General features: G+C 71.8%; 14 protein-coding genes and 1 pseudogene. 4 read left to right on the forward strand and 11 right to left on the reverse strand.

From position 1 onward, the window contains the following. Nucleotides 1–68: 68 nt before the first annotated feature. Nucleotides 69–2,264 carry an ATP-dependent DNA helicase UvrD2 gene (locus OG819_RS06415; RefSeq protein ID WP_266648405.1) on the reverse strand — a complete coding sequence of 732 codons (2,196 nt, stop codon included), beginning with the start codon at nucleotides 2,262–2,264 and terminating at the stop codon, nucleotides 69–71. A gap of 226 nt (nucleotides 2,265–2,490) precedes the next feature. Here OG819_RS06415 and OG819_RS06420 point away from each other — a divergent pair, with 226 nt between their 5' ends. Next, the gene (locus OG819_RS06420) at nucleotides 2,491–2,733 is read left to right on the forward strand and encodes a mycoredoxin (protein WP_054228181.1); all 243 of its coding nucleotides are present in this window, start codon (nucleotides 2,491–2,493) and stop codon (nucleotides 2,731–2,733) included. A gap of 129 nt (nucleotides 2,734–2,862) precedes the next feature. Here OG819_RS06420 and nudC read toward each other — a convergent pair whose 3' ends face one another. From nudC to OG819_RS06445, 5 genes are all read right to left on the reverse strand, one after another. Next, a complete protein-coding gene (gene nudC / locus OG819_RS06425; RefSeq protein WP_266431671.1) occupies nucleotides 2,863–3,813 on the reverse strand; it encodes an NAD(+) diphosphatase in 951 nt (316 codons plus the stop codon). A 119-nt stretch (nucleotides 3,814–3,932) separates the two neighbouring features. Beyond that, a complete protein-coding gene (locus OG819_RS06430) occupies nucleotides 3,933–5,345 on the reverse strand; it encodes a dipeptidase (RefSeq protein ID WP_266648406.1) in 1,413 nt (470 codons plus the stop codon). 10 nt (nucleotides 5,346–5,355) lie between these two features. Then, nucleotides 5,356–8,916, reverse strand: coding sequence for a UvrD-helicase domain-containing protein (locus tag OG819_RS06435; protein ID WP_266648407.1), 3,561 nt, complete (start codon nucleotides 8,914–8,916; stop codon nucleotides 5,356–5,358). A gap of 123 nt (nucleotides 8,917–9,039) precedes the next feature. Further along, a complete protein-coding gene (locus OG819_RS06440) occupies nucleotides 9,040–12,381 on the reverse strand; it encodes an ATP-dependent DNA helicase (RefSeq protein ID WP_266648408.1) in 3,342 nt (1,113 codons plus the stop codon). Between the two features lie 245 nt (nucleotides 12,382–12,626). Then, on the reverse strand, nucleotides 12,627–12,992 hold the full coding sequence (locus OG819_RS06445) for an MGMT family protein (RefSeq protein ID WP_266648410.1): 366 nt from the start codon (nucleotides 12,990–12,992) through the stop codon (nucleotides 12,627–12,629). A 186-nt stretch (nucleotides 12,993–13,178) separates the two neighbouring features. Here OG819_RS06445 and OG819_RS06450 point away from each other — a divergent pair, with 186 nt between their 5' ends. The 3 genes from OG819_RS06450 (at nucleotide 13,179) to OG819_RS06460 (ending at nucleotide 19,302) form a co-directional block, all read left to right on the forward strand. After that, a complete protein-coding gene (locus tag OG819_RS06450) occupies nucleotides 13,179–15,977 on the forward strand; it encodes a lysylphosphatidylglycerol synthase domain-containing protein (protein ID WP_266648412.1) in 2,799 nt (932 codons plus the stop codon). A gap of 97 nt (nucleotides 15,978–16,074) precedes the next feature. Beyond that, nucleotides 16,075–17,619 (forward strand): alpha/beta hydrolase, encoded by a 1,545-nt coding sequence (locus tag OG819_RS06455; RefSeq protein WP_266648413.1) that lies wholly within the window; start codon nucleotides 16,075–16,077, stop codon nucleotides 17,617–17,619. Between the two features lie 138 nt (nucleotides 17,620–17,757). Next, nucleotides 17,758–19,302, forward strand: coding sequence for an alpha/beta hydrolase (locus OG819_RS06460; protein WP_266648415.1), 1,545 nt, complete (start codon nucleotides 17,758–17,760; stop codon nucleotides 19,300–19,302). A gap of 209 nt (nucleotides 19,303–19,511) precedes the next feature. Here the strand turns inward: OG819_RS06460 and moeZ are convergent, their stop codons facing one another. The 5 genes and pseudogenes from moeZ to OG819_RS06485 all read right to left on the reverse strand — a co-directional run bounded on the left by moeZ (nucleotide 19,512) and on the right by OG819_RS06485 (nucleotide 25,502). Beyond that, the gene (moeZ, locus tag OG819_RS06465; protein ID WP_266628371.1) at nucleotides 19,512–20,690 is read right to left on the reverse strand and encodes an adenylyltransferase/sulfurtransferase MoeZ; all 1,179 of its coding nucleotides are present in this window, start codon (nucleotides 20,688–20,690) and stop codon (nucleotides 19,512–19,514) included. Between the two features lie 63 nt (nucleotides 20,691–20,753). Beyond that, nucleotides 20,754–21,503: a spherulation-specific family 4 protein gene (locus OG819_RS06470; RefSeq protein ID WP_266648417.1), complete on the reverse strand. Its 750-nt coding sequence runs from the start codon at nucleotides 21,501–21,503 to the stop codon at nucleotides 20,754–20,756. Continuing rightward, nucleotides 21,491–22,450 carry an NAD(P)-dependent oxidoreductase gene (locus OG819_RS06475; RefSeq protein ID WP_266436199.1) on the reverse strand — a complete coding sequence of 320 codons (960 nt, stop codon included), beginning with the start codon at nucleotides 22,448–22,450 and terminating at the stop codon, nucleotides 21,491–21,493. The genes OG819_RS06470 and OG819_RS06475 overlap by 13 nt, the downstream gene beginning before the upstream one ends. Nucleotides 22,451–22,606: 156 nt before the next feature. Continuing rightward, a pseudogene (locus OG819_RS06480) lies at nucleotides 22,607–23,787 on the reverse strand (hypothetical protein). After that, a complete protein-coding gene (locus OG819_RS06485) occupies nucleotides 23,787–25,502 on the reverse strand; it encodes a DUF3492 domain-containing protein (RefSeq protein ID WP_266648419.1) in 1,716 nt (571 codons plus the stop codon). The pseudogene OG819_RS06480 and the gene OG819_RS06485 overlap by 1 nt, the downstream one beginning before the upstream one ends. Nucleotides 25,503–25,653 lie beyond the last annotated feature (151 nt).

A 25,653-nucleotide genomic window follows, 5' to 3' on the forward strand; every position in this document is an offset into this window, starting at 1 on the left:
GCTGCCGTGGTTAAGAACCTATGGGGATTGCTGGGGCATGCGCAAACTATTTTTTCGACGAGTTTGCATCAGTCGCCCTCGCCACTGTCTGCAGGCTCTTGACCAGCGCAGATGGCCAGAACATCGGCCCCGAACCGGTTGAACTTGCGCACGCCGACCCCGGGGATCCGCGCCAACTCACCCTCGTCGTCCGGCGCGGCCTCGGCGATCGCCATGAGTGTCTTGTCGGTGAAGACACAGAACGCGGGCTGCCCACTGCGCTGTGCCTGTACCGCCCGCCACTCGCGCAGCCGCTCGTAGAGGCCTTCGTCCATGTCGGAGGGGCAGTCCTCACACCGCATCAGTTTCATCTCGCCGGCGTCGGTCAGCGTGCGGCCGCAGACCCGGCAGCGGGCCGGGGTCCGGCTCGTCCGCCGTACGACCGTGCCTCCACTGCTTCCGATGCCGCGCTCGATGCCTCCTGAACCGCCGCCGACGCTGCGGCCCGCGGTGGCGACGGAGCCGGGGCGCAGTCCGTCGAGGAAGCGGCTGGGTCGGCGGTTGGGTCTGCCGCCGGGTGAGCGGGACAGGGCCCAGGAGACCAGGAGGTGTTCTCTGGCGCGGGTGACTCCGACATAGAGGAGGCGGCGCTCTTCCTCGATCTGCTCGTCGGTCTTTGCGTAGGTGATCGGCATCATGCCCTCGGCGACACCGACGAGGAAGACGACGTCCCACTCCAGTCCCTTGGCGGAGTGCAGGGATGCGAGGGTGACGCCCTGGACCGTCGGGGCGTGCTGGGCGCTCGCGCGCTCGTCGAGCTCGGCCACCAGGTCGCCGAGGGTGGCGCCCTGTTTGGCGGCGGCGAAGTCCTGCGCGAGATGGACGAGGGCGGCCAGCGATTCCCAGCGCTCTCTGACGGCGCCGGATCCGGCCGGCGGTTGGCTGGTCCAGCCCTCACCGGAGAGCACCGCGCGGACCTGGGAGGGCAGGTCGACGACGTCGTCGAGGAGTGAGTCATTGGCGCCGAAGCGGGCGGCCGCACGCAGGGCGGCGCCTGCTTTGCGCACCTCAGGGCGGTCGAAGAACCGCTCGGCGCCGCGCAGCTGATAGGGCACTCCGGCGTCGGCGAGGGCCTGTTCGTAGATCTCGGACTGGGAGTTCGTGCGGAAGAGGACGGCGATCTCGCCCGCGGGGATACCGGAGGCGATGAGGTCGCGGATGCGGCGGGCGGCGCCCTCGGCCTCGGCGGGTTCGTCCGTGTATTCGGCGTAGACGGGCTCGGGACCCGGGGCGCGTTGGGAGATCAGTTCCAGGCGGTGGTCGGCGGCCCGGCCGCGGGCCTGGGAAAGAAGGCCGTTGGCGAGGTGTACCACCTGGGGTGAGGAGCGGTAGTCGCGGACGAGCTTGACGACGGTGGCTCCGGGGTGGCGGGTGCGGAAATCGAGAAGGTGGTCGGGAGTTGCACCGGTGAACGAATAGATCGTCTGGCTGGCATCGCCGACGACGCAGAGGCTGTCGCGCTCGCCGAGCCACAGTTCCAGAAGTCGCTGCTGGAGGGGGCTGACGTCCTGGTACTCGTCGACCACGAAGTGCTGGTACTGGGAGCGGACCTGTTCGGCGATGTCGTGCCGATCCTGGAGGATCGCGACGGTCAGCAGCAGGACGTCCTCGAAGTCGATGACGGCGCGGTCGCGCTTGAGGTCCTCGTACGTGGCGTAGAGCTGGGCGATCTCGGCCGGGTCACGGGGGGACTGACGGCCTGTCTTGGCCGCGACGGCCGCGTAGTCGGCGGGGACGGTCTGGGTGACCTTGGACCATTCGATCTCGGCGGTGACATCGCGCAGCTCTCCCCGGTCGAGGCGGATGCGGCAGGCGGCAGCCGCGTCAGCGACGAGCTGGATCTTGCGGTCGATGAGCCTGGGCAGGCTGCCACCGACTGCTTTCGGCCAGAAGTACTGGAGTTGGCGCAGCGCGGCGGAGTGGAAGGTGCGGGCCTGGACGCCACCGGCGCCGAGCTGGCGGAGCCGGCCGCGCATCTCACCGGCGGCCCGGTTGGTGAAGGTGACGGCGAGCACGCTGGAGGGCTGGAGGATCCCGGCACGCACCCCGTATGCGATGCGGTGGGTGATCGCTCGCGTCTTGCCCGTGCCGGCACCTGCCAGCACGCACACCGGACCGTGCAGGGCGGTGGCGACCTCGCGCTGCTCGGGGTCGAGCCCGTCGAGCACCGCGTCGGCCGTGTCCGGTACCTGCGGGAAGAGGGTGGAGTGCGTTGCTGCTGTCACCCCGCCATGCTGCCAGGTCGGCGGGGACGGATGAGCCGGTTGTCCACAGGGAGGCCTCTGCAGTCGTACTAATGCGGCAGGCGCGGAGGGTGCTCTTGCTCACGCGGCGGCCGCCAGGCGCACTCGTGTACCGGGCCGGGGTACCCGGGAGCGGGAATGGTGGCCCGCTCGCGTACGTTCCACCTCTGCGACGACGCACCCCCAGCAACAAAGGAGCGCGAGAGACATGCCGGGCACTGTGACGATGTACAGCACCACGTGGTGCGGCTACTGCACGCGACTGAAGGGCCAGATGGACCGCGCGGGCATCGCGTACAACGAGATCAACATCGAGCAGGACCCGGAGTCCGCGGCCTTCGTGGAGAAGGCGAATGGCGGAAACCAGACGGTTCCGACCGTGCTGTTCGCGGATGGCTCGACGCTCACCAACCCTTCGCTGGCGCAGGTCAAGCAGAAGATCGGCGCGTAAGCGGTTCACCATCGGTGCGGCCCCGGCGGTTTCCGGGGGCAATGACAGGGGCGGTCCTTGAGTCTGACTCAAGGACCGCCCCTGTTGTGTGACTTGCGCCACTCGCGTGAGTGGTGTGGCGTGCGTCGGTCAGGCGGCTGCCGATCCCGGGCGCGGCAGGGGCTTGCCGTACCAGAGTTCGATCAGGCGGGCGGCGATGGAGATGCCGAACGGAGGCAGCACCTCGCCGGACTCGAAGGCGCTGCGCAGGTCCTCGCGGGAGAACCAGCGGGCCTCGTGGATCTCCTCGCCGTCGACGTTGATCTCGGACGAGGTGGCGCGGGCCATGAAGCCGAGCATGAGGCTGGAGGGGAAGGGCCAGGGCTGGCTGGCGACGTACTCGACCTCGCCGACCGTGACGCCCGCCTCCTCGAAGACCTCGCGGCGCACGGACTGCTCGATGGACTCGCCGGGTTCGACGAAGCCGGCGAGCGTGGAGAAGCGCCCTTCGGGCCAGTGCACCTGGCGGCCGAGCAGGATGCGGTCCTCGTCGTCCGTCACCGCCATGATCACGGCCGGGTCGGTGCGCGGGTAGTGCTCGGCGCCACAGGCGGGGCAGCGACGGATGTGTCCGGCCGCCGCGATCACGGTGCGCTCGCCGCAGCGTGAGCAGAAGCGGTGCAGCCGCTGCCAGTTCTCCAGGGCGACGGCGTGCACCATCAGGCCCGCGTCGCGGGGGGAGAGCAGGAGTCCCGCCTCACGCAGGCCTGCCGAGCGGGCGGACTGGTCGATGCGGCCGGGCAGTGCGTCCTTCTGGAGCGCGAAATAGCTCACACCGTCGTCGTCCGTGCCGAGGAAGTAGCGGTGTGCCTCGGTGAGCGGGGCCTCGAAGGAGGGGGTCATGACGAGTTCGGTGGTGCCGTCCGCCGTCTCGTCGATGAGCACCTGGCCGCCGGAGACCACGAAGACGCGGGTGGTGGGGTGGCTCCAGGCCGCCGCGAGCCAGGCCTCGTCGAGCCGGTGGTGGGCGGCCCGGTCGATGCCGCTCGGGGCGGTGAGCGAGATGGGACGGTCGGCGGTTCGGTCGGTCCAGGTGGTCACGGGTGCTTCCAACTCCCCCGGTGGAACGGTTATTTCGGCGGGCGGTTCAGCAGGGCGGGTGCGAAGGGCGCTGTTCGGGGTGACGGCGGGCCTTTCAGGAAGGGCGGAGACGAGCCTTTTCAGTGTGCCTCGCGCCAGTTCTCGGCCAGGTCGCCCCAGAGGTAGGCGCTGGTTTCGACGCCCTTCAGGAGGAGGTCGAGTTCGACCTTCTCGTTGGGGGCGTGCCAGCCGTCGGAGGGGACGGAAATGCCGAGGAAGAGCACGGGGGCGCCGAGGACTTCCTGGAGGTCGGCCGCGGGTCCCGAGCCGCCCTCGCGGGTGAAGCGGATCGGCTGTTCGAAGGCGCGGCCCATGGCGCGGACGACGGACTGCAGGGCGGGGTGGTCCAGCGGTGTGAGACAGGGGCGGGTGGCGGCCCCGAACGTGATCTCGTGCCGGATGCCGGCGGGCACCTGGTCGGCGGCCCAGGCGCGGACGGCCTTCTCGATGTGGTCCGGGTCCTGGCCGGCGACCAGTCGGAAGGAGAGCTTCACGGTGGCCGAGGACGGGATGATCGTCTTGCTGCCAGGGCCTTGGTAGCCGCCGCCGATGCCGTTGACTTCGGCGGTCGGGCGGGCCCAGATGCGCTCCAGGGTGGTGTGACCGGCCTCTCCATACGTGGCCGTCGACTTGGCCGTGCTCAGCCAGCGCTCCTCGTCGAAGGGCAGCTCGGCGAAGAGCTCACGCTCGCGTTCGGTGAGTTCGGTGATGCCTTCGTAGAAGCCGGGGACGGCCACGCGCGCGTACTCGTCGTGGAGGGCCGCGACGAGGCGGGCGGCGGCGGTGGCCGGGTTAGGCACGGCGCCGCCGAAGGAGCCGGAGTGGATGTCCTGCTGCGGGCCGTGCAGCTCGATCTCACACTCGGCGAGGCCCCGCATACCGGTGCACACGGTGGGGGTGTCCTCCGACCACATGCCGGTGTCGGAGACGATCACCGCGTCGGCGGCGAGCCGGTCGGCGTGGCTTTCGACGAGGTCGCGAAAGTGCGGGGAGCCGGACTCCTCCTCGCCCTCGATCAGGAGCTTGAGGTTTACGGCCGGGGCGCTGCGTCCGGTGGCGGCGAGGTGGGCACGGACGCCGAGTGTGTGGAAGAACACTTGGCCCTTGTCGTCGGCGGCACCGCGCGCGTGGAGGCGGTTTCCGCGGATCACCGGCTCGAAGGGGGCGGTGTCCCAGCCGTCCTCGCGGGCGGCGGGCTGTACGTCGTGGTGTCCGTAGACGAGGACCGTGGGGGCCCCGGGGTCCTCGGCGGGCCATTCGGCGAAGACGGCGGGGGCGCCCTCGGTCGCCCAGACCTCCGTGGTCGGGAAGCCGGTCTCCTGAAGCTTGGCGGCGAGCCAGTCGGCGCTGCGTGCCACGTCCGCGGCGTGGTCGGGCTGGGCCGACACCGAGGGGATGCGCAGCCACTCGGCGAGGTCGTCGAGGAAGGCCGTGCGGTGGTTCTGGATGTACGTGCGGACGGTGCTGACGGCGTTGTCAACGGGCTTGCTCATGCTCACGAGCCTATCCGCCCACAAAGACATCTTCGTCCGGTGGTTCTCCGGGAGACGCTTCCTGTGGGTCCGCTGGGGCCTGTGTGAGCAGGCGTTCCAGTGCGGCGCGGTCCGGCAGCTCGTCCGGGTGGACCACCTCACCACTGCGGACGTAGAGGAACGCGGCCTTGACGGAGTCCAGGGGCACGCCTTGCTGTTCGGCCCAGGCGAGGCGGTACAGGGCGAGCTGGAGGGGGTCGGCGGTGCCGGTGCGGCTGGTCTTCCAGTCGACGATCTCGTACGTCGTGCCGGCGCCGTCCTCCGCCCGGTAGACGGCGTCGATCCGGCCCCGTACGACACGTCCCGCGATGGCCAGCTGGAACGGCGCCTCGACGCGGTGGGGAGTGCGGTGCGCGTAGGCAGTGCGTTCGAAGGCGTCCTTGAGCTCCTCCAGGTCGCGTTCGTCGGCGATCTCGGCATCGCTGCCGGGGAGCTCCTCCGGGTCCAGCATCGGCAGCCGCAGTTCTTCGAAGCGTGACTCCAGCCAGGCGTGGAAGCGCGTTCCTCGGCGCGCGGCGGGCTGTGGGGGGCGCGGCATCGGGCGCGCGAGCTCCTGAGCGAAGCCGTCCGGGTCGGCGGCCAGCCGCACGAGCTGCGTCACGGTGAGCGAGGCCGGCAGGGGTACGTCGGTGACGCTCGCACGGGCGCGCAGGAGCTCGCCGGTCAGGGCGTCGAGGTCACGGTCCCAGGAGGCGAGTGTGCGGGCCTCCGCCGGGGTGAGACGCGCGGGTTCTTCGGGATGCGAACGAGCCCCCGGAGCCGGTGCCTGGTGCGGGACCGTCGGGCGCTCCTGCGAGGGTTCCGTCGGCCGGTCCTCAGGACGGTCGGTGGACCAGGAGTCCCAGTCGGATTCGTCGCCGTCGGGGAAGTCGTCGTCCCCGTAGGGCATCTCTCCGTAGGGCATCTCTCCGTAGGCGGAGTCGTCGTCCTCGGGCGGGGGTGGCCAGTCCGGATCGTCGTACCGGGTGGGGTCGTGGTCGGTCGCGTGCCGGGCTCCCTCCGCCCCGGGATGGGGCTCTTCGTGGGACGCCACACGCTCCAGGTAAGCCAGTACGGTCTCGGCGGCGGCGCGGCGCCGGGCCAGTGCCGCGTCGTCGAGCGGGAGCGGCCAGGCGTGGTCGGCGGCCGCCTGGCGCAGGGCGGGGTTCTCCTCGTCCTCGGCGGGCTCCTCGGCCCAGACCTCGATCTCGCCGTGTCCGGCGGCGCAGTGCTCGTAGAGGGCGTCCAGGAAGTCCGAGGGGCCGCGCGGCTTCTTCTGGGAGGGTCCCCACCAGTGGCCGGAGCCGAGGAGGAGTGAGCGGGGGCGGGTGAAGGTGACGTAGCCGAGGCGGAGCTCTTCGGTGTGCTGGTGGTCCTTCATGGCCCCGTGGAAGGCCTTGATGCCCTTCGCGTCCCAGCTCTCGATGTCGGGGAGGGTGTCGGCGTCACCGCGCAGCTCGTGCGGCAGGACCTTGCCCTGGGCGGTCCATTTCTCGCGGCCCTGGCTGCTGGGGAAGGTGCCGGCGACAAGGCCGGGGACCGCGACGACGTCCCACTCCAAGCCCTTGGACTTGTGCGCGGTGAGCACCTTGACGGTGTTCTCGCCGCCCGGCAGGGCGTTGTCGAGGCCCTTCTCGTACTGGGCGGCGGTGCGCAGGAAGCCGAGGAAGGCCAGCAAAGTGGCCTCGCCGTCGCCCGCGGCGAAGGACGCGGCGACGTCGAGGAAGTTCGACAGGGTCTCGCGGCGGCGGGCCGCCAGCGCGTGCGGGGACGCGGAGAGCTCGACCTCGAGGCCGGTGACGGCGAGCACCCGGTGCAGGACGTCCATCAGGGGGTCGGCGAGCGAGCGGCGCAGGTCGCGCAGTTCGGCGGCGAGCCGTGCGAACCGCACCCGGGCGTCCGGCGAGAAGGGCAGACCGTCGTCGTCCCCGTCGGCCTCGATGGGCATCTCCAGGAACGTGTCGAGGGCGTCGGCGAGCGATATCACCTCGGCCGGGTCGACCCCCTCCACGGCCGCCGCGAGCCGGCGGTCCGGGTCCTCGTCGGCGCCCACACGCGCGTGGGACACGAGCAGGCGGGCGCGGCGCCCCAGGAGGGCGAGGTCGCGCGGGCCAATACGCCAGCGCGGGCCGGTGAGCAGGCGGACGAGGGAGGCGTTCGCCCCGGGATCCTGGAGGACTTCGCAGACGGCGACGAGGTCGGCGACCTCGGGCAGGTGCAGCAGCCCGGACAGGCCCACCACCTCGACCGGGATGTCGCGGGCGACGAGCGCGCCCTGGATCTCGGCGAAGTCGCCCGCCGTGCGGCACAGGACGGCGATCTCGCCGGGTGCCGTTCCGGTGCGTACGAGGTGGGCGATCGAGTCGGCGAGCCAGTCGATCTCCTCAGCGTGGGTGCGTAGCAGTGCGCAGTGGACCTGCCCGTCGTGCTCGGCTCCGGGGGCCGGGCGGAGGGCCTCCACGCCCGCGTGCATGGCGCGCAGGGGCTCCGCGAGGCCGTTGGCGAGGTCGAGGAGGCGGCCGCCACTGCGGCGGTTCTCGCTGAGCGCCTGGCGGGCCGCGGGGCGGCCGTCGGCATGTGCGAAGTGTTCGGGGAAGTCGTCGAGGTTGGCGACAGAGGCGCCGCGCCAGCCGTAGATGGCCTGGCAGGGGTCGCCGACCGCGGTCACCGGGTGGCCGGTGCCGCCGCCGAAGAGGCCGGCGAGCAGGATGCGCTGGGCCACCGAGGTGTCCTGGTACTCGTCCAGCAGCACCACCCGGAACTCGTCGCGGAGGATTTCCCCGACCTCGGGGCGGGTGCGGGCCAGAGTGGCGGAGAGGGCGATCTGGTCGCCGAAGTCGAGGAGGTCGCGCTCGCGCTTGGCCGCGCGGTAGCGGCCCACCAGCTCGGCGAGTTCGCGCCGGGCCGCGGCGGCCTCGGGGACCTTCCGCAGATCGGCGTTGGTGAGTTTGGCGCCCTCCAGGGAGCGCAGCAGCTCGGCGTCGTAGGCGCGCAGGTCCTCGGGTCGTACGAGGTGTTCGGCGAGCTCGGAGTCGAGGGTGAGGAGGTCGCCGACGAGGTCGGGGAAGGAGCGGGTCAGCGCCGGGTACGGGCCCGGGGCCTCGCGCAGTACGCGGGCGGCGAGCTGGTAGCGGGTGGCGTCGGCGAGCAGGCGGGAGGTGGGTTCAAGTCCGATGCGCAGGCCGTGGTCGGTCAGCAGGCGGCCCGCGAACGCGTGGTAGGTGGAGATCACCGGCTCGCCCGGCGGGTTGTCGGGGTCGATCACGTCCGGGTCGGTGACTCCGGCCTTGATCAGCGCCTTGCGGACGCGCTCGGCCAGTTCGCCCGCCGCCTTGTTGGTGAACGTCAGGCCGAGGACCTGCTCGGGGGCGACCTGTCCGGTGCCGACGAGCCACACCACCCGTGCCGCCATCACCGTGGTCTTGCCCGATCCGGCTCCGGCCACGATCACCTGCGGGGCGGGCGGTGCGGTGATGCAGACCGTCTGCTCCGGGGTGAACGGGATGCCGAGGAGCTCCTTGAGCTGCTCGGGGTCGGTGATACGGGCGGGCATGTCTGAGAGGCTAGCGGCGCCCACTGACAGCGGAGGCCACATCTGCCGCCGGGACGGAAAAAGCGCTGGTCAACACGTGTGGTGCCGTACATCACTCGCTGACGTCGCGTCCTCTTGGACCCCTCACTCGACCACGTGGCGTCCCTCGGGCCGAGCGCTGCACGATGCCCGGAAAGCGCAGTGTGTGCAGTGTTGTCCCGTGGCCGGCGAGAACCGTTCGTCGAGGACCTTGCCGGCCGCGGTGGCCAGCAGGTCGCCGACCCACTCGCCTTCCAGGGGCTCCTGGGCCTGCACCTTGGGGAGTGTCTCGCCGCCGTTCTTCTTGGCGGCTCCCTGGCGCAGCTGCACGAGTTCCGCGCCGCCGGGCTCGGGACGTACGCCGTCGAAGGCGTCGTCGACGGCGCCCTCGCGGACGGCGAGCTGATAGACGGCGAGCTGCGGGTGGTGCGCCACCTCGGCGGCGCTGGGCGCGTGTTTGCCGGTCTTGAAGTCGACCACGTAGGCGCGGCCCTCGGTGTCCGTCTCCACGCGGTCCATGGAGCCGCGGATGCGCACTTCGTAGTCGCCTGCCCCCAGGGTCACGTCGAAGTCGTGCTCGCTGGCCACCGGCACGCGTCCCGCGCGGACGCCGTTGGAGTCGACGTGCCATTTCAGGAAGCGTTCGAGCGCCACGCGCGCGTGCTCCTTCTCCTGCGCGGACTTCCAGGGCGCGTCGAAGGCGAGCGCGTTCCACACGGAGTCCAGGCGTTCCATGAGGACGGCGAGGTCGGCGGGGGTGCGTCCGGAGGCGACCTCGTCGGCGAGGACGTGCACCACGTTGCCGAAGCCCTGGGCGGCGGTCGCGGGCGCGTCCGCCTTCACCTCACGGCCCAGGAACCACTGCAGGGCGCAGGTGTTGGCGAGCTGGTCGAGGGCGCTTCCGGAGAGCACGACGGGCTGGTCGCGGTCGCGCAGCGGCACCTTGCTCTCGGTCGGCTCGTACATGCCCCACCAGCGGTAGGGGTGCGCGGACGGCACGAGGGGGCGGCCGTCCTCGTCGCCGAGGGCGGCGAGCTTGGCCAGGCGGTGGGCCGCGGCCTGCCGGAGGGTGTCCGAGACGCGTGGGTCGACCGTGGTGGCGCGCAGTTCGGCGACCAGGGCAGCGACGGACAGTGGGCGGCGGGGACGGCCGGTGACGTCCCTGGGCTCGACGCCGAGTTCGGTGAGGAAGCGGGAGGGCTGGTCGCCGTCGTCGGCGGGGGCCTTCACGGCGGTGACGATCAGGCGTTCACGCGCGCGTGTGGCGGCCACGTAGAACAGACGGCGCTCTTCGGAGAGGAGCGCTCCGGGGGTGAGGGGTTCGGCGAGGCCGTCGCGTCCGATCCGGTCGGCCTCCAGCAGGGAGCCGCGGCGGCGCAGGTCCGGCCACAGGCCTTCCTGGACACCCGCGACGACGACGAGGCGCCACTCCAGGCCCTTGGAGCGGTGCGCGGTCATCAGGCGTACGGCGGCGGGGCGCAGCGCCCTGCGGGTGAGTGTGTCGGCGGCGATGTCCTGGGCCTCGATCTCCTCGAGGAAGTTGAGGGCGCCGCGCCCGCCGGTGCGTTCCTCGGCGCGGGCCGCGGTCGCGAACAGCGCGCAGACGGCGTCGAGGTCGCGGTCGGCGTTGCGCCCGGCCGCGCCGCCGCGTCGGGCGGCCCGCTCCAGGCGCTGCGGCCAGGGTGTCCCCTCCCAGAGGTCCCAGAGCGCCTCCTCGGCCGTCCCGCCGCCCGCCAGGCGCTCTCGCGCCTTGCGCAGCAGCGCACCGAGGCGCTGGGCTCCCCGGGCGTACGCCGGGTCGTGCGCGACGAGCCGCTCCGGCTCGGCCAGTGCGCGGGCGAGCAGTTCGTCGGACGGCGGCGGTACGTGGTTGCCCGCGGCGCGCTCCTCCTCGCGCAGCGCGCGGCCCAGGCGCCGCAGATCGGCCGCGTCCATGCTCGCGAGGGGCGAGGCGAGCAGGGTGAGCGCGGTTTCGGTGTCCAGCCAGGGCGCGGCCTGCGCGTCGGCATCCTCAGGTACGTCGCTCTCGGCGCCCGGGGGCAAGGTCGTCCCCGACTCGGCGCGCGCCACCGCCCGCAGTGCCGTCAGCAAAGGCGTCACCGCCGGTTCGTGCCGCAGTGGCAGGTCGTCGCCGTCGATGTCGAGCGGCACGCCCGCCGCGGTGAGGGCCCGCCGGATCGTCGGGATCGTGCGTGAGCCGGCGCGCACCAGGACGGCCATGTCGCCCCAGGGGACGCCGTCCTCCAGATGGGCTCGACGCAGGATGTCCGCGATGTTGTCCAGCTCCGTGCCCGCTGTCGGGTACGTGCAGACCTCGACAGCGCCGCCGTCCCGTACCGGCGACAGCTCGCGGTGGGCGCGTACCTTCTCCGTCGGAAGGCGGGTCAGCGGCATGCGCTGGGTGATCAGACGGGTGGCGTTGAGCAGGGCGGCGCCCGAGCGGCGGGAGGTGCGCAGCACCTCGACCGGCGCGGGGCGGCCGTCCACGTGTGGGAAGGCGTCGGGGAAGTCCAGGATGCCGTTCACATCCGCGCCCCGGAAGGTGTAGATCGACTGGTCGGGATCGCCGAAGGCGACCAGGGTGCGGCCGCCGCCGGCGAGGGCCTGGAGCAGCCGGACCTGCGCGGGGTCGGTGTCCTGGTACTCGTCCACGTAGACGGCGTCGTACTGCGCGGCGAGGCGTTCGGCGACGCCCGGACGCCCGGCGAGCAGCACCGCACGGTGGACGAGCTCCGCGTAGTCGAGCACTCCTTGGAGGTCGAGAACGTCCAGGTACTCGGCGAGGAAGGCGGCCGCCGCGCCCCAGTCGGGGCGGCCGATGCGCCGGGCGAACGCGGTCAGGGCGTCGGGGCTCAGGCCCAGTTCGCGGCTGCGGGCCAGTATCGCGCGGACCTCGTCGGCGAAGCCTCGCGTGGTCAGGCAGGCGCGCAGTTCGTCCGGCCAGCGGACGTGGGCGAGGCCGAGCCGCTCCAGGTCGGGCTGGCCCGCCAGCAGCTCGCGCACCGCCACGTCCTGTTCGGGTCCGGACAGCAGCCGCAGGGGCTCCACGAACAGGTCGCTGTTCTGGTGGGCGCGGACCAGGGCGTAGCAGAACGAGTGGAAGGTGGTGGCCCGGGGCGCGCGGGCGGCCCCTATGCGCAGCGCCATGCGGTCGCGCAGCTCGACGGCCGCCTTGCGGCTGAACGTCAGCACCAGGATGCGTTCCGGGTCGCCGCCCCGCACGACCCGGGCCGCGACGGACTCGACGAGCGTGGTCGTCTTGCCGGTGCCGGGGCCCGCCAGCACGAGCAGCGGGCCCGCACCATGGTCAACCACCGCGTGCTGCTCTGCGTCCAGACGAGGGGGACCCACTCGAACCGGCGCGCTGCGCACCAGTCGGTACGCGCCGCGGGCCCCCTGCCGCACCTGTGGGTGCGGCAGGCGCCTGGTGGAAGAAGAGGAGCTCACGTGGTTCGCCGGTCCTGGTTGTGCTGGTGGGAGGGGCACCGCGTGTTCAGGGCGGTGGCCGCGGGGTGAGGGGGATGCGTGCCGTCGACGCTACGCCGGTGAGCACCAGGGAAGGAGGGCTTCCCCTTCTTCCCTCACACCACGTGCGTCCCCCGGCCCTCGAACGTACGGCATGTCACGGACGTGCCCCGTTTCCCCCGTACGGGCCACAGGTTCCCCCTCCGCCCGTCCGATGGCGGAAGCTGTCAGGTGTGACCCTGCGCGCGTTCGCCGCCGTCCCATCGCGCCCGTCTCATGTCGATGCGCGGCAGATGTCCCTCGGAGGCTCGGCTCGCCTCCTTCAGGGGTGTGCCCTCGTCGCGGTAGCGGCCCAGCGCCTCGAGTTCATGGCCCGGGAGCAGCGCGCCGTCCGCGCGGACGACCCGCCACCACGGGACCGCTCCTCCGTAGAGGGCCATCACCCGGCCCACCTGACGCGGGCCGCCCTCCTCCAGCCACTCGGCGACGTCCCCGTACGTCATGACGTGCCCGGACGGGATCGAGTCGGCGGCCTCAAGGACCCGCTCCGCGTACTCCGGCAGGGCATCCGTCGGAAGGCTCTCCTCGCTCATCCGTCCCATCTTGCCCCATCCCACCGACAGTGCGACGGTGCGGTGACTGTGGGTATCCCTCGCCACGAAGGCGCACTTCGGGCAGACTGTGCGCCCCCGTATTTGCACCCTGATGCCCCCGTGTGTCGGTGGGGCATGCCACCATCGTGCGGGCGGTGACTGGTGATACGAGATCAAGAAGAGACGATGAGGCAGCAGGGCGTGCACCCCGAAGACGCGGAGAGCACCTCCGCGGCCTCGTCGCGCCCGGACGCCGGCGACACCGACCCGAAGGACCCGGGCGAGGCGGCGGACGAGCCCACCACGGCAGTGGACGAAGAACCCGTTCCTGACACTCACGGAAGCGCCCAGCAGCGGCTCGATCCGGAGGACGGCTGCGGCGACGACGTCCACAACGACGAGGTCGAGGGCGACGAACCGCTGCTGCCCGCGCGCGTGCACCGTCCGTCCGATCTGATGCGGCTCATGGTCGGCGTCCTCGCCATCGCCGTGCTGCTGGCCATCGCCGGGTTCGCACACGGCACCACCTCGGGGCTCGAACAGGACATCAACAAGGGCACCGGCCAGGCACCCGATCTGCTGATCAAGATCGCGGGTCTGGCATCGAGCATCGCGATCCTCCTGGTGCCGGTCGCCTTCGCGATCGAGCGGCTGATCAAGCGGGACGGGCTGCGCATCGCCGACGGCGTCCTGGCCGCGGTCCTCGCGCACGGAGTGACACTCGCCACGGACCTGTGGGTCGCCAAGGCCGCCCCGAGCTCCATCCAGGAGGCGCTCACCCAGCCCTCGCCGGGTGACATCCATGCCCTGACCGACCCTGTGCACGGCTATTTGGCGCCGGTCATCGCGTACATGACGGCCGTCGGGATGTCCCGCAGACCGCGCTGGCGTGCGGTGCTGTGGGTGGTGCTGCTCCTCGACGCCTTCTCCATGCTGGTCACCGGTTACACCACGCCGTTCTCGATCATCCTGACGGTGCTGATCGGCTGGAGCGTCGCCTACGGGACGCTGTACGCGGTCGGCTCACCGAATGTGCGTCCGACCGGGCGGACGCTGATGGCGGGCCTGCGGCACGTCGGCTTCCACCCCGTCAGCGCGGCCCGCGAGGACACACCGGACACCTCGGAGAACGGCGACCGCGGCCGGCGCTACTTCGTCACCCTGGAGGACGGCCCGCCCCTGGACGTCACGGTGGTCGACCGTGAGCAGCAGGCGCAGGGATTCTTCTACCGCGTGTGGCGCAACCTGACGCTGCGCGGCCTCGCCACCCGCCGCAGTCTCCAGTCGCTGCGCCAGGCCCTGGAGCAGGAGGCGCTCCTCGCGTACGCGGCCATCGCGGCCGGGGCCAACGCCCCGAAGCTGATCGCGACCTCCGAGCTCGGCCCGGACGCCGTGATGCTCGTCTACGAGCACACCGGCGGCCGCACGCTGGACTCGCTGCCCGACGAACTCATCACCGACGATCTCCTGCGCGACACCTGGCACCAGGTGCAGGCTCTGCAGTCGCGACGCATCGCACACCGCAGGCTCGCGGGTGACGCGATCTTGGTGGATCGTTCCGGCTTGGTGATCCTCACCGATCTGCGCGGCGGTGAGATCGCGGCCGGCGATCTGCTGCTGCGCATGGACATCGCCCAGTTGCTGACCACGCTGGGACTGCGCGTCGGCGCCAAGCGCACGGTGGCGTCGGCCGTGGGCGTGCTCGGCCCGGACGCGATCGCCGACTGTCTGCCACTGCTGCAGCCCATCGCGCTGACCCGCTCCACGCGCGCGACGCTGCGAAAACTGGCCCGGGAACGCGCACAGCGCGAGCGCGACGCGGTCCTGGAGGCCTCCCGCCAGAACAAGCTCGCCCGTGCAGAGCAGGTCCAGCACACCGAGGCCGCGGTGGAGAAGCCTGACAAGAAGGCCGTACGCGCGGAACAGCGCGCCGAGAAGCGAGCGATCGACGAGGCACTGGACGAAGCGCGTGAGGAGGATCTCCTCACCCAGATCCGCCACCAGGTGCTGCTGATCCGCCCACAGGCGCCGGTCGAACCGGCCCGCCTGGAGCGGGTACGGCCGCGCACGCTGATCAGTTTCATCGCCGGTGCCATCGGCGGGTACTTCCTGCTGACACAGCTCACCCACATCGAGTTCGTGACCCTCTTCGACAACGCCCAGTGGGGCTGGGTCGCCGCGGCCGTGCTGTTCTCCGCGCTGAGCTACTTCGCGGCGGCGATGGCCCTGCTCGGCTTCGTCCCTGAGCGGGTGCCGTTCATGCGGGCCGTCGCGGCGCAGGTCGCCGGCTCGTTCGTGAAGATCGTGGCGCCCGCCGCGGTCGGCGGTGTCGCCCTCAACACGCGCTTCCTGCAGCGTGCCGGAGTGCGGCCGGGGCTCGCGGTGGCGAGCGTCGGCGCGTCCCAGCTGTTCGGGCTCGGCTGCCACATCCTGATGCTGCTCTCCTTCGGCTATCTGACCGGCACCGAGAAGACTCCCTCCCTGTCGCCCTCCCGCACGGTCATCGCCGGTCTGCTGACGGTCGCCGTACTGGTGCTGGTCGTGACGTCGGTGCCGTTCCTGCGCAAATTCGTCAGCACGCGCGTGAGGTCGCTGTTCGCGGGCGTCGTACCGCGCATGCTCGACGTACTGCAGCGACCCCAGAAGCTGATCACCGGCATCGGCGGCATGCTGCTGCTGACCGCCTGCTTCGTGATGTGTCTGGACGCGTCGATCCGCGCCTTCGGCCACGAGCAGCCCACCACACTCAGCCTCGCCAGCGTCGCCGTCGTCTTCCTCGCCGGTAACGCGCTCGGCTCCGCGGCGCCGACCCCCGGCGGTGTCGGCGCGGTCGAGGCCACGCTCACGGTCGGTCTGATCGCCGTGGGGCTCCCCAAGGAGGTCGCCGCCCCCGCGGTGCTGCTGTACCGGCTGCTGACACTGTGGCTTCCGGTGCTCCCGGGCTGGCTGTTCTTCAACCACCTGACCCGCAAGGGCGCTCTCTAGAGCCCCGTGCGGGCCCTCCCGTACGAGCCCCCGCACGTCCTCACCCGCACGGCCCGCGCCCCGAGCGCCCCGCCCCGCACGACCGCAGGATGGGAGCATGCCGAACCCGTCTCCGCCGCGCGCCGCTGCCCTGGCCCTCTCCATCACTGTGCTGTCCGCCGTGCTGACGGGCTGCAGCGACAACTCGAAGAGCGAGGACCTGACGGCCCAGAAGCTGAGCTGGAAGGACTGCCCGGCCCCCTCCGAGTCCGAGGGCGGCGGCAACGCCCCCTCTCCCCTGCCGGGTGGCACACAGTGGCAGTGCGCCACCATGAAAGCCCCCCTCGACTGGGCCGACCCCAAAGGCGCCACCGTCGGCATCGCGCTGATCCGGGCACGGACGAGCGGCGACCAGAGCAAGCGCATCGGCTCCCTCATCTTCAACTTCGGCGGCCCCGGCGGCTCCGGCGTCACCACGCTGCCCGCCTTCGGCGAGGACTACACGAAGCTGCGCACCCGCTACGACCTGGTGAGCTTCGACCCACGCGGAGTCGGTCGCAGCGCGGGGGTGAAGTGCGAGGACGACAGCCAACTCGACGTGTTCTTCCAGCAGGACGCCACCCCCGACGACCCAGCCGAGCAGAAGAACCTCCTCAACAACACCAGGGCGTTCAACGCGGCCTGCGAGAAGAACTCGGGCCGGACCCTCCCCCATGTGCCCACCACCGACGCGGCCCGCGACATGGACCTCATGCGCCAAGTGCTCGGCGACGCCAAGCTGCACTACTTCGGCATCTCGTACGGCACCGAACTCGGCGGGGTCTACGCCCACTTGTTCCCCAAGCACGTGGGGCGCGCCGTCTTCGACGCGGTCGTCGACCCGACGCAGAACCCGGAGCAGAGTGCGCTCGGGCAGGCCAGGGGCTTCCAGCTCGCGCTCGACAACTTCGCGGCCGACTGCACCTCGAAGACCGAGCCCTGCCCGATCGGCGACACCCCGCAGGACGTCAAGGACCGCATCGCCAACCTCCTGAAAGACCTGGACAGCAAGCCCATCCCCGGTGTCTTCCCGCGCCAGCTCACCCAGACCGAGGCCACCAACGGCATCGCCCAGGCGCTGTACTCCAAGGACTTCTGGGAGTACCTGACGGAGGGCCTCGACCAGGCGTACAGCGGAGACGGCAAGGTACTGATGCTGCTGTCCGACTCGATGAACGGGCGCAACAAGAACGGCCAGTACAGCAACCTCGTCGCGGCCAACATCTCCATCAACTGCGTCGACGAAAAACCGCGGTACACGGTCTCCGACGTGCAAGCCGGACTGCCGGCGTTCCGGGCCGCCTCACCGCTGTTCGGCGACTTCCTGGCCTGGGGCATGCTCAGCTGCACCGACTGGGCCGTCCCGGGCGCCGCCGACCACCCGGACGTCAGTGCCGCCGGCGCGGCGCCGATCCTCGTGGTCGGCAACACCGGCGACCCGGCCACGCCGTACCAGGGCGCGAAGGAGATGGTGGACGCGCTCGGCAAGGGCGTCGGCGTCGAATTGACCTACAAGGGCCAGGGCCACGGCGCGTACGACAGCGGGAACAAGTGCGTGCACGACGCGGTGAACGGCTATCTGCTGAACGGGACCGTACCGCCCGCCGGAACCGTCTGCGCCTAGCACCAACCCCCATCCGTACTCATAAAGTTGCAGGTCAAGGGGTTATCCACAGGCCTCCACGGCGTCGGCCGCGGGCGCCTACCATGGCCTGCATGTGATCCGCGGCATCCGGCGGACCACGGGCGAGGGGGGAAGTTCATGACGCGTTTCGCACGGTGGACGGCTGCGGCGGCCGCCGCGTTGCTGGTGGCGGGCTGCGGCGGCTCGTCCGGGGGCGGTAAGGACGAGGGGAAGAACAGCGGCCGGCCCTCAGCCGGGGCGCCTTCCTCCGGCACCGCCTCGGGGCTGCCCGCCTCGCTCACCTCGCAGAAGCTCGACTGGGGCCGCTGCAAGGGCTCCTCCGCGCCGGGCAGCGGCTGGCAATGCGCAACGCTCAAGGTGCCGCTGGACTACGCGAAGCCGGACGGCGAGACGATCGGCCTGGCGCTGATCCGCTCGAAGGCGACCGGCGGCCAGAGCAAGCGCATCGGCTCGCTCCTGTTCAACTTCGGCGGTCCCGGCGGCTCCGGTGTCTCCACGATGCCGTCGTACGAGAGTGCCGTCGGCCCGCTCCACGAGCGCTACGACCTGGTGAGCTGGGACCCGCGCGGCGTCGCCGCCAGCGAGGGCGTGCGCTGTCGCAGCGACAAGGCGATCCAGGCAGCCGAGTCGGTGGACGCCACCCCGGACGACGCGGCCGAGGAGACCGCGTACTTCAAGGACGCCGCCGACTTCGGCAAGGGCTGCGCGAAGGCCGCCGGGAAGCTGCTGTCGCACGTCTCCACGACCGACACAGCCCGAGACATGGACCTGATGCGCCAGGTCCTCGGCGACGGGACGATGCACTACCTCGGCTTTTCGTACGGGACCGAACTCGGCGGCGTGTACGCCCATTTGTTCCCCAAGAACGTGGGCCGTCTGGTGCTGGACGCCGTCGTCGACCCAAGCGCCGACACGGTCGGCCACGCCAAGAACCAGACCCTGGGCTTCCAGCGCGCCCTGGACGACTACCTCAAGTCCACCGGCCAGGGCCCCAAGCAGGGCTCCCAGAACATCGTGGACCTGTTGAACCGGATCGACGCGAACCCCCTGCCGACGGCCGACGGCCGCAAGCTCACCCAGTCACTGGCGCTCACCGGCATCGTCCTGCCCCTGTACAGCAAGGAGGGCTGGCCCCGCCTGACCAGCGCGCTCAAGGGCGCCGAGGACGGTGACGGTTCGGAGCTGCTGGCCCTCGCCGACAGCTACAACGATCGCGACTCCTCGGGGCACTACGGCACGACGACCCATTCCCAACGGGTCATATCGTGCTTGGACGACAAGCAGCGTCCGACTCCCGCGGAGACGAAGAAGCTGCTGCCCGAGTTCGAGAAGATCTCGCCCGTCTTCGGGGACTTCATGGGCTGGGACACGGCGGGTTGGTGCCACGACTGGCCGGTGGCCGGCCAGTACGACAACCCGGAGGTCAGCGCGCCTGGAGCCGCCCCCATCCTGATCGTCGGCAACACCGGGGACCCCGCGACTCCGTACGAGGGTGCCCGCAGGATGGCCGACGAGCTGGGCAAGGCCGTCGGAGTGGAGCTCACCTGGAAGGGCGAGGGCCATGGGGCCTACGCGAGTGGGAGCGACTGTGTCGACTCCACGGTCAACAGCTATCTGCTGGACGGGACGGCGCCGAAGGACGGGAAGGTCTGCGCCTCGTAATGGCGGGTGCGGCGGAGGGGCGCGGGCCTGTGCCCGGGCCCACCCGACGAGCGGACGACCGCCCAACGGCCGCCCACCCGACGGACACCCGGGCAACGGACTCCCGGCCGATGAACGCCCGGCCCGCGAGTGAGAGGTCAGCAGAAAGGGGCCCGGCACACGCGGTGCCGGGCCCCTCCCGAAAAGCCGTACGCCTGGTACACCGGCGCCTAGTACACCGGCTTCTCCGGCTCGATCTGGTTGACCCAGCCGATCACGCCGCCGCCGACGTGCACCGCGTCCGAGAAGCCCGCGGACTTCAGCACCGCGAGGACCTCCGCACTGCGGACACCCGTCTTGCAGTGCAGAACGATCTTCTTGTCCTGCGGAAGGGTCTCCAGGGCGGTGCCCATGAGGAACTCGTCCTTCGGGATCAGCTTGGCGCCGGGGATCGAGACGATCTCGTACTCGTTGATCTCGCGGACGTCGATGATCTCGATGTTCTCGCCGTCGTCGATCCACTCCTTGAGCTGCTTGGGAGTGATCGTCGAGCCGGCCGCCGCCTCCTGGGCCTCCTCGGACACGACACCGCAGAAGGCCTCGTAGTCGATGAGCTCGGTGACGGTGGGGTTCTCGCCGCAGACCGCGCAGTTCGGGTCCTTGCGGACCTTGACCTGGCGGTACTGCATCTCGAGGGCGTCGTAGATCATCAGGCGGCCGACGAGCGGCTCACCGATGCCCGCGAGGAGCTTGATCGCCTCGTTGACCTGGATGGAGCCGATGGACGCGCACAGCACACCCAGGACGCCGCCCTCGGCGCAGGAGGGGACCATGCCCGGCGGCGGGGGCTCCGGGTAGAGGCAGCGGTAGCAGGGACCGTGCTCGGACCAGAAGACGGAGGCCTGACCGTCGAAGCGGTAGATCGAGCCCCACACGTACGGCTTGTTGAGCAGCACGCATGCGTCGTTGACCAGGTAGCGGGTCGCGAAGTTGTCCGTGCCGTCGACGATCAGGTCGTACTGGCTGAAGATGTCCATCACGTTCTCGGCCTCGAGCCGCTCTTCGTGAAGGACCACGTTTACGTACGGGTTGATGCCCAGCACGGAGTCACGGGCCGATTCGGCCTTGGAGCGGCCGATGTCCGCCTGGCTGTGGATGATCTGGCGCTGCAGGTTCGACTCGTCGACCTCGTCGAACTCCACGATGCCGAGCGTGCCCACGCCCGCGGCGGCCAGGTACATCAGCGCCGGCGATCCGAGGCCGCCGGCGCCCACACACAGCACCTTGGCGTTCTTCAGCCGCTTCTGCCCGTCCATGCCCACGTCGGGGATGATCAGGTGGCGGGAGTACCTGCGGACCTCGTCTACGGTGAGCTCAGCAGCTGGCTCAACCAGGGGTGGCAGCGACACGGGGACTCCGTTGGTCGGTCAATCACTACGGTTGTTCTCGCTGTAACACTGCCACGCCCTTCTTCATTCCGAGACACCCGTTCCGATCCGCGAGACGATGTCGTCCCAGTAGCCGGGCATCGTCTCCCAGGGGTCGGCCCGTCCGCCGCGATCCGTGCTGTCGGTGAAGTAGATCGTGCCGGCGCCCTGCCAGCGGGCGATGCGCAACGCCTCGTCGAGATGACCGCGCGGTACCCCGTGCACGAAGTGGCAGAAGCGCTCGGGCGGATAGTCGGCGGTCCACTCGGCGACCTGCGACCAGCGGTAGTCGCTCCAGGCGCCGGAGAAGGTCACCAGCTGGTCGGCGCTTTCGGCATAGCCGGGGCAGGGGTGGGTGCCGTGGCCGAAGACGAGGTGGGCGTCGTCGAGGAGCGCGCGGAGCGTGGTGGCCGCCCGGCGGACCTCGGGCAGCGCGGCGCGCTCGGTGGGGCAGCGGTGCAGGAGGAACCCGCCGACCCGGTACCAGTCGACATACCGTTGTGCGTCGGAGATCACCTCGGCGAAAGGGCGTGCGCCGTACGTCACATCCAGGTGCCCCAGGACACGCACGCCCGCGTTGCGGAGTCGGCCGGCCGCCTCCAGGCAGTGCGGGTCGAGGCGGATGCCGGGACCGCCCGCCACGTTCAGGACCGCCCAGTGCACGGGGGCGCCGGGGCGGGTGAGTTCGCCCCATTGCGCCGGAGCGACGAGGGGGTGCGCATAGCCGGGGACGCCGAGGCCGACCTGTAAGTCCGTGCCCGCGGTGCCCGCCGCGGCGCTGGTCAGATGCGGCATGCCGCCTCCATCCAGATGTCGGCGAGGGATTCCTCGAGGTTGATCCTGGGCCGCCAGCCGAGCCGGTCGCGTGCGGTGCGCACATCGGCCTGCTGCCAGCTGCCGCAGCCGTCCGGGTAGGGGTACGCAACCGGGGCCCCGTGATCCGGTTCGGCGCGGGGGTGGCCGATGGACGGCCTCATGGGTCCGGGCGGGCCGTCGAGTTCGTGCAGCGTGCCTCCGTAGCCGGCCACGCGGGCGAGGACGGCGGCGGCGTCACGCAGGCGGACGGCGCGGCCCGAGCCGATGTTGATGACGCCCTGCGCGGCGGAGAGCGAGGCGGCGTGCACGGCACGGGCGACATCGCGGACATCGATGAAGTCCCGCTGGACGCCGAGTCCGCCGAGCTTGAGTTCGCCGTCGCCGGACTGCATGGCGCGGCGCAGGGCCTCGGCGAGGCGACCGAGCGGGGATCCGGCGGGCGTGCCGGGGCCCGCGGGAGAGAAGACGCGCAGGACGACGGCGTCGAGGCCGGCGCCGAGGACCAGTTCGGTGGCGGCGAGCTTGCTGACGCCGTACGGGCCGCCGGGGCGCGGCACCGCGTCCTCGGCCGTGGAGGAGCCGGGCTGGCTCGGCCCGTACTCGGCGCCGCAGCCGAGCTGCACCAGGCGGGCGCCGCAACCACTGCGGCGCAGGGCCTCGCAGACGGTGGCGACGGCGACGGTGTTGTGCCGGGTCAGTTCGCGGGCGCCGCCGCGGGTGGCGCCCGCGCAGTTGATGACGACCCCGGGATGCACCGCGTCCAGGAAGCGGGTGAGGGCGCCGGGGCTGCCCGAGGCGAGGTCGAACCGTACGTCGGCGTCGTCGCCCCGGCCGAGCGCGGTGAGCTGCACGGCCGGGTCGGCGAGCAGCCTGTCGGCGACGAAACGGCCCAGGTACCCGTTGGCTCCGATCAGCAGGACTCTCATCGGGCGGCTCCCGGGGCGGATTCTCCGGTTCGGGAGGTGATCATCTGGCGTTCTCCTTCGGGGTGGTGCCGTGGGTCGGACGGAGCGCCCGCGGTGTCGGCCCCGCGGGAAGGTGCGCCCGGCGCGAGGGCTGGACCCTCGGGCGCCGGTCGCGGCTCATGGCGTCCCGCCCGGTGCGGCGTGGGCCGAGGCCCGGGTGAGGGTGCGGGTCGCGTGGATCAGGAGGAGGAGGGCGGCCGCGCCGCACACCAGGGTCGGGACGGCACCCGGACCCCAGGCGTCGGCGACGGTCTCGACAGGGGTGGCCACGAACGAGCAGCCGGGGAGGCGGGCCGCGAAGACCGTGGCGAGGGCGGTCACTTCCGCCGTGCCCGCGACACCGAGGACGACGGCCGGGGCGTGGGTGAAGCCGCGCGTCGTGAGCAGGCGCGCGAGCAGGAGCAGCGCACCGAGGGCACCCGCTCCGGCGTACGCGTCGGGTCCGTCGTACACGCCTGGCGCGCTCGGTACCTGCCTGCACAGCGCGAGCAGCGTGCCGAGGGCGAAGAGGAACAAGGCGAACACCCCCAGGAGCAGGGGCCGCACGGAGGCGGCGAACTCCTCCAGGCCTCGGCTCGCGGTCAGTTTGCGGCGGGCGCGCACGGTGAAGAGGTGCGCGCACCAGGCCGCGGGCGCACATGCCAGGGCGAGGGCCAACACGGGTGCGGTGGTCGGGGGCCAGGGGCCGTCGGGGCCGCCTTCCACACCGGCGCTCAGCAGTCCGTCGCCGAGCAGGGCGTACGCGATCAGCCAGCAGGTCCAGGCGCGCGTGCCGCTCGTCGTGCGGTACGCGGTGCTGAGGGGGCCCCGGCGGAGGGCACCGCGCAGGCCGAGTGTCACGGCGAGGGTGCCGGCCGCGGCGACCGCGAGGCGCGGCTGCCCTTCGGTGAGCCGCAGCCCGGTCACGGTCGCCGCGCACAGGGTGCCGGGCAGCAGGGCGAGCGCGGCCCAGCCGGCGCGCGCGCCGGGGTGTTCCGGGCCGCCGGCCGCGGCGCCGGGTCCGCGTCGCGGGCCACGCGCGCGTACATCTCCTCGGCGAGCGAGAACACGTCCCGGTGCCGGAACCGTGCCGCGGTGCGATCGGTCACGCCGTGCGCCTCGAGGCCCGCCGCGATCTCCAGGGGGTCGACGGCGCGCTCGCAGAGTTCACGGTGCCGGTGCATCAGCGCCCTCACGGGGTCCACGGCACCGCGGCCCCCGCCGCCGACGGCCTTGCGCGCACTCCCCGAGGCGCCCTCCGAGGCATCCCCCGAGCCGCCGCGCGCACCGCCCGAGCCGTCCCGTACGAGTTCGCTCATCACGCGCCCTCCCCCGCGGGCAGCGGAGCCGTGGCGCGCACCGGGGCCCCCGCCGCCCAGCGCGGGCGGCCTGTGGCCATGAGGCGGGCCTCGGTCCAGCGGCCGAGTACATGGGCCTCGGCCGGCACGCCGAACGGCAGGGGGTCCCCCGCGTCGTCCACGACGAATCGCCGGACCGGGGAGCGCGAGACGATCTCCAGGTAGATGCCGTGAAATGCCGCGATGTTCTGCTCGACCGTGAAGAGTTCGAGGGCTCGCGCGCGGGCCGCCGCGCCCAGGCGTGCGCGCCGTTCGGGGTCGCGCAGCAGCGCCACGCACGCCTCGGTGAGCGCCCGCGGATTGCGCGGCGGCACCACCAGCCCCGTACCGCCGATGACTTCGACGACCGCGCCGACGTCCGTGGACACGGTGGCGCGGCCGCAGAACATGGCCTCGACCAGGCTGATCGGGAAGCCCTCGACGACGCTGGAGAGGACGACCACGGCGCCCGACGCGTACGCCTCCGCGAGGCTCGGGACCTCCGGCCCGCCGGTCTCCTCGAAGGACACCGGGTTGTCGCCGACCGCGTGCAGGCCCTCCGCCTCGTCGGGGAAGAGCTGGGCGGCCAGCGCTTTGCAGTGGGCCAGGTACAGCGCGCCCTCCGGCCCGTCGGCGGGCGCCCCGACGATCCGCAGCCGGGTCTTCGGCGCGTCCTTGCGGATCTCGGCGAAGGAGTGCAGCAGTGAGATCAGGTCCTTGGCGGGTTCGATGCGGCCGACCCAGACCAGGGTGTCCGGGTCCGCGCAGCCGGAGCCATCGGCCCGCTCGCCCACCTCGGCGAAGCGGGCGGCCTCCATGCCGGGGTAGACGGTGCGCAGTTTGGCGCGGTCGGCGCCACAGCGCTCCTGCCAGCGGCGCGCGTGGGTGTTGCCGGGTGTGATGAGCGCGGCCCGGCGGTAGACCTCGGCGGCCAGCGCGCCGTGGAAGGCGGCGAGCAGCGCCCGTACCGCGGGGGACTCCTCGACGGTGGAGGAGGCGAGGTAGTGCGCCCGCAGCTGCACGCCGTACTCCGTGACCAGCAGCGGCACTCCGGCGAAGTGCAGGGCGAGCAGGCCGGGCAGGGCGGCCTCGCCGCCGGCCGCCGCGTGGCAGAGGTCGACCGAACCGAGCCCGTCGGCCTCGTACCAGTCCAGCGAGAGGGGGCGCAGGGCCCGTTCGATGTGAGCGGCGACGGACAGCAGGTCGGGCACGCGCGCGGTACGCGCGGCGCGCAGTGCGCCGGGCGCACGACAGGCGCGCTCCAAGGCGCGCACCGCCCCCTCGGAGCGCAGCGCCCCGACCAGCCCGCCCTCGTCGCGGGCCAGTTCCGCGAGCCCGTACAGCGCACTGCCGAAACGGTCCGCCTCCACGCCGCCAGAGGGCTCCGAGCCGTCGAGGACCGCCGGTGCGGCGCACACCGCCGCCGCCAACTCCCCGAAGCACTCGGCGAACCGTCGGCGCGCCCGGCGCCCGAGTACCACGCCGTCATCCTCGGCCATCCACAGCGGAGCCGTCCGCACCCGGCTGACCTGCGGTGGCAGCCGCACCCAGCCCTCGTCCTCCTGCCGCTCGCTGCGGCTGAGCGCGTAGATGTCGAACTCGTGCTGCCCGAGCCCGCGCACGAGCCGGTCGCACCAGAGTCCGGCGTCACCGCTCACATACGGATAGCCACCCTCCGTAAGCAGTCCGATGCGCACCAGTGCACCCCCGATCTCCCTATGGGGAGCCGCCGTTGACCCGGCGGCTCGCAGCGGGAAGAACGTATGCGGACATGACGGTGGCGCGACGGACGGTTGTCCATCGCGCCACCAAAAGGGGTGAACGGTCGTAACTTTCCCGTGCGGGTCG

The organism is Streptomyces sp. NBC_01549 (assembly GCF_026339955.1).
In the GTDB taxonomy this organism is placed as follows: Bacteria; Actinomycetota; Actinomycetes; order Streptomycetales; family Streptomycetaceae; genus Streptomyces.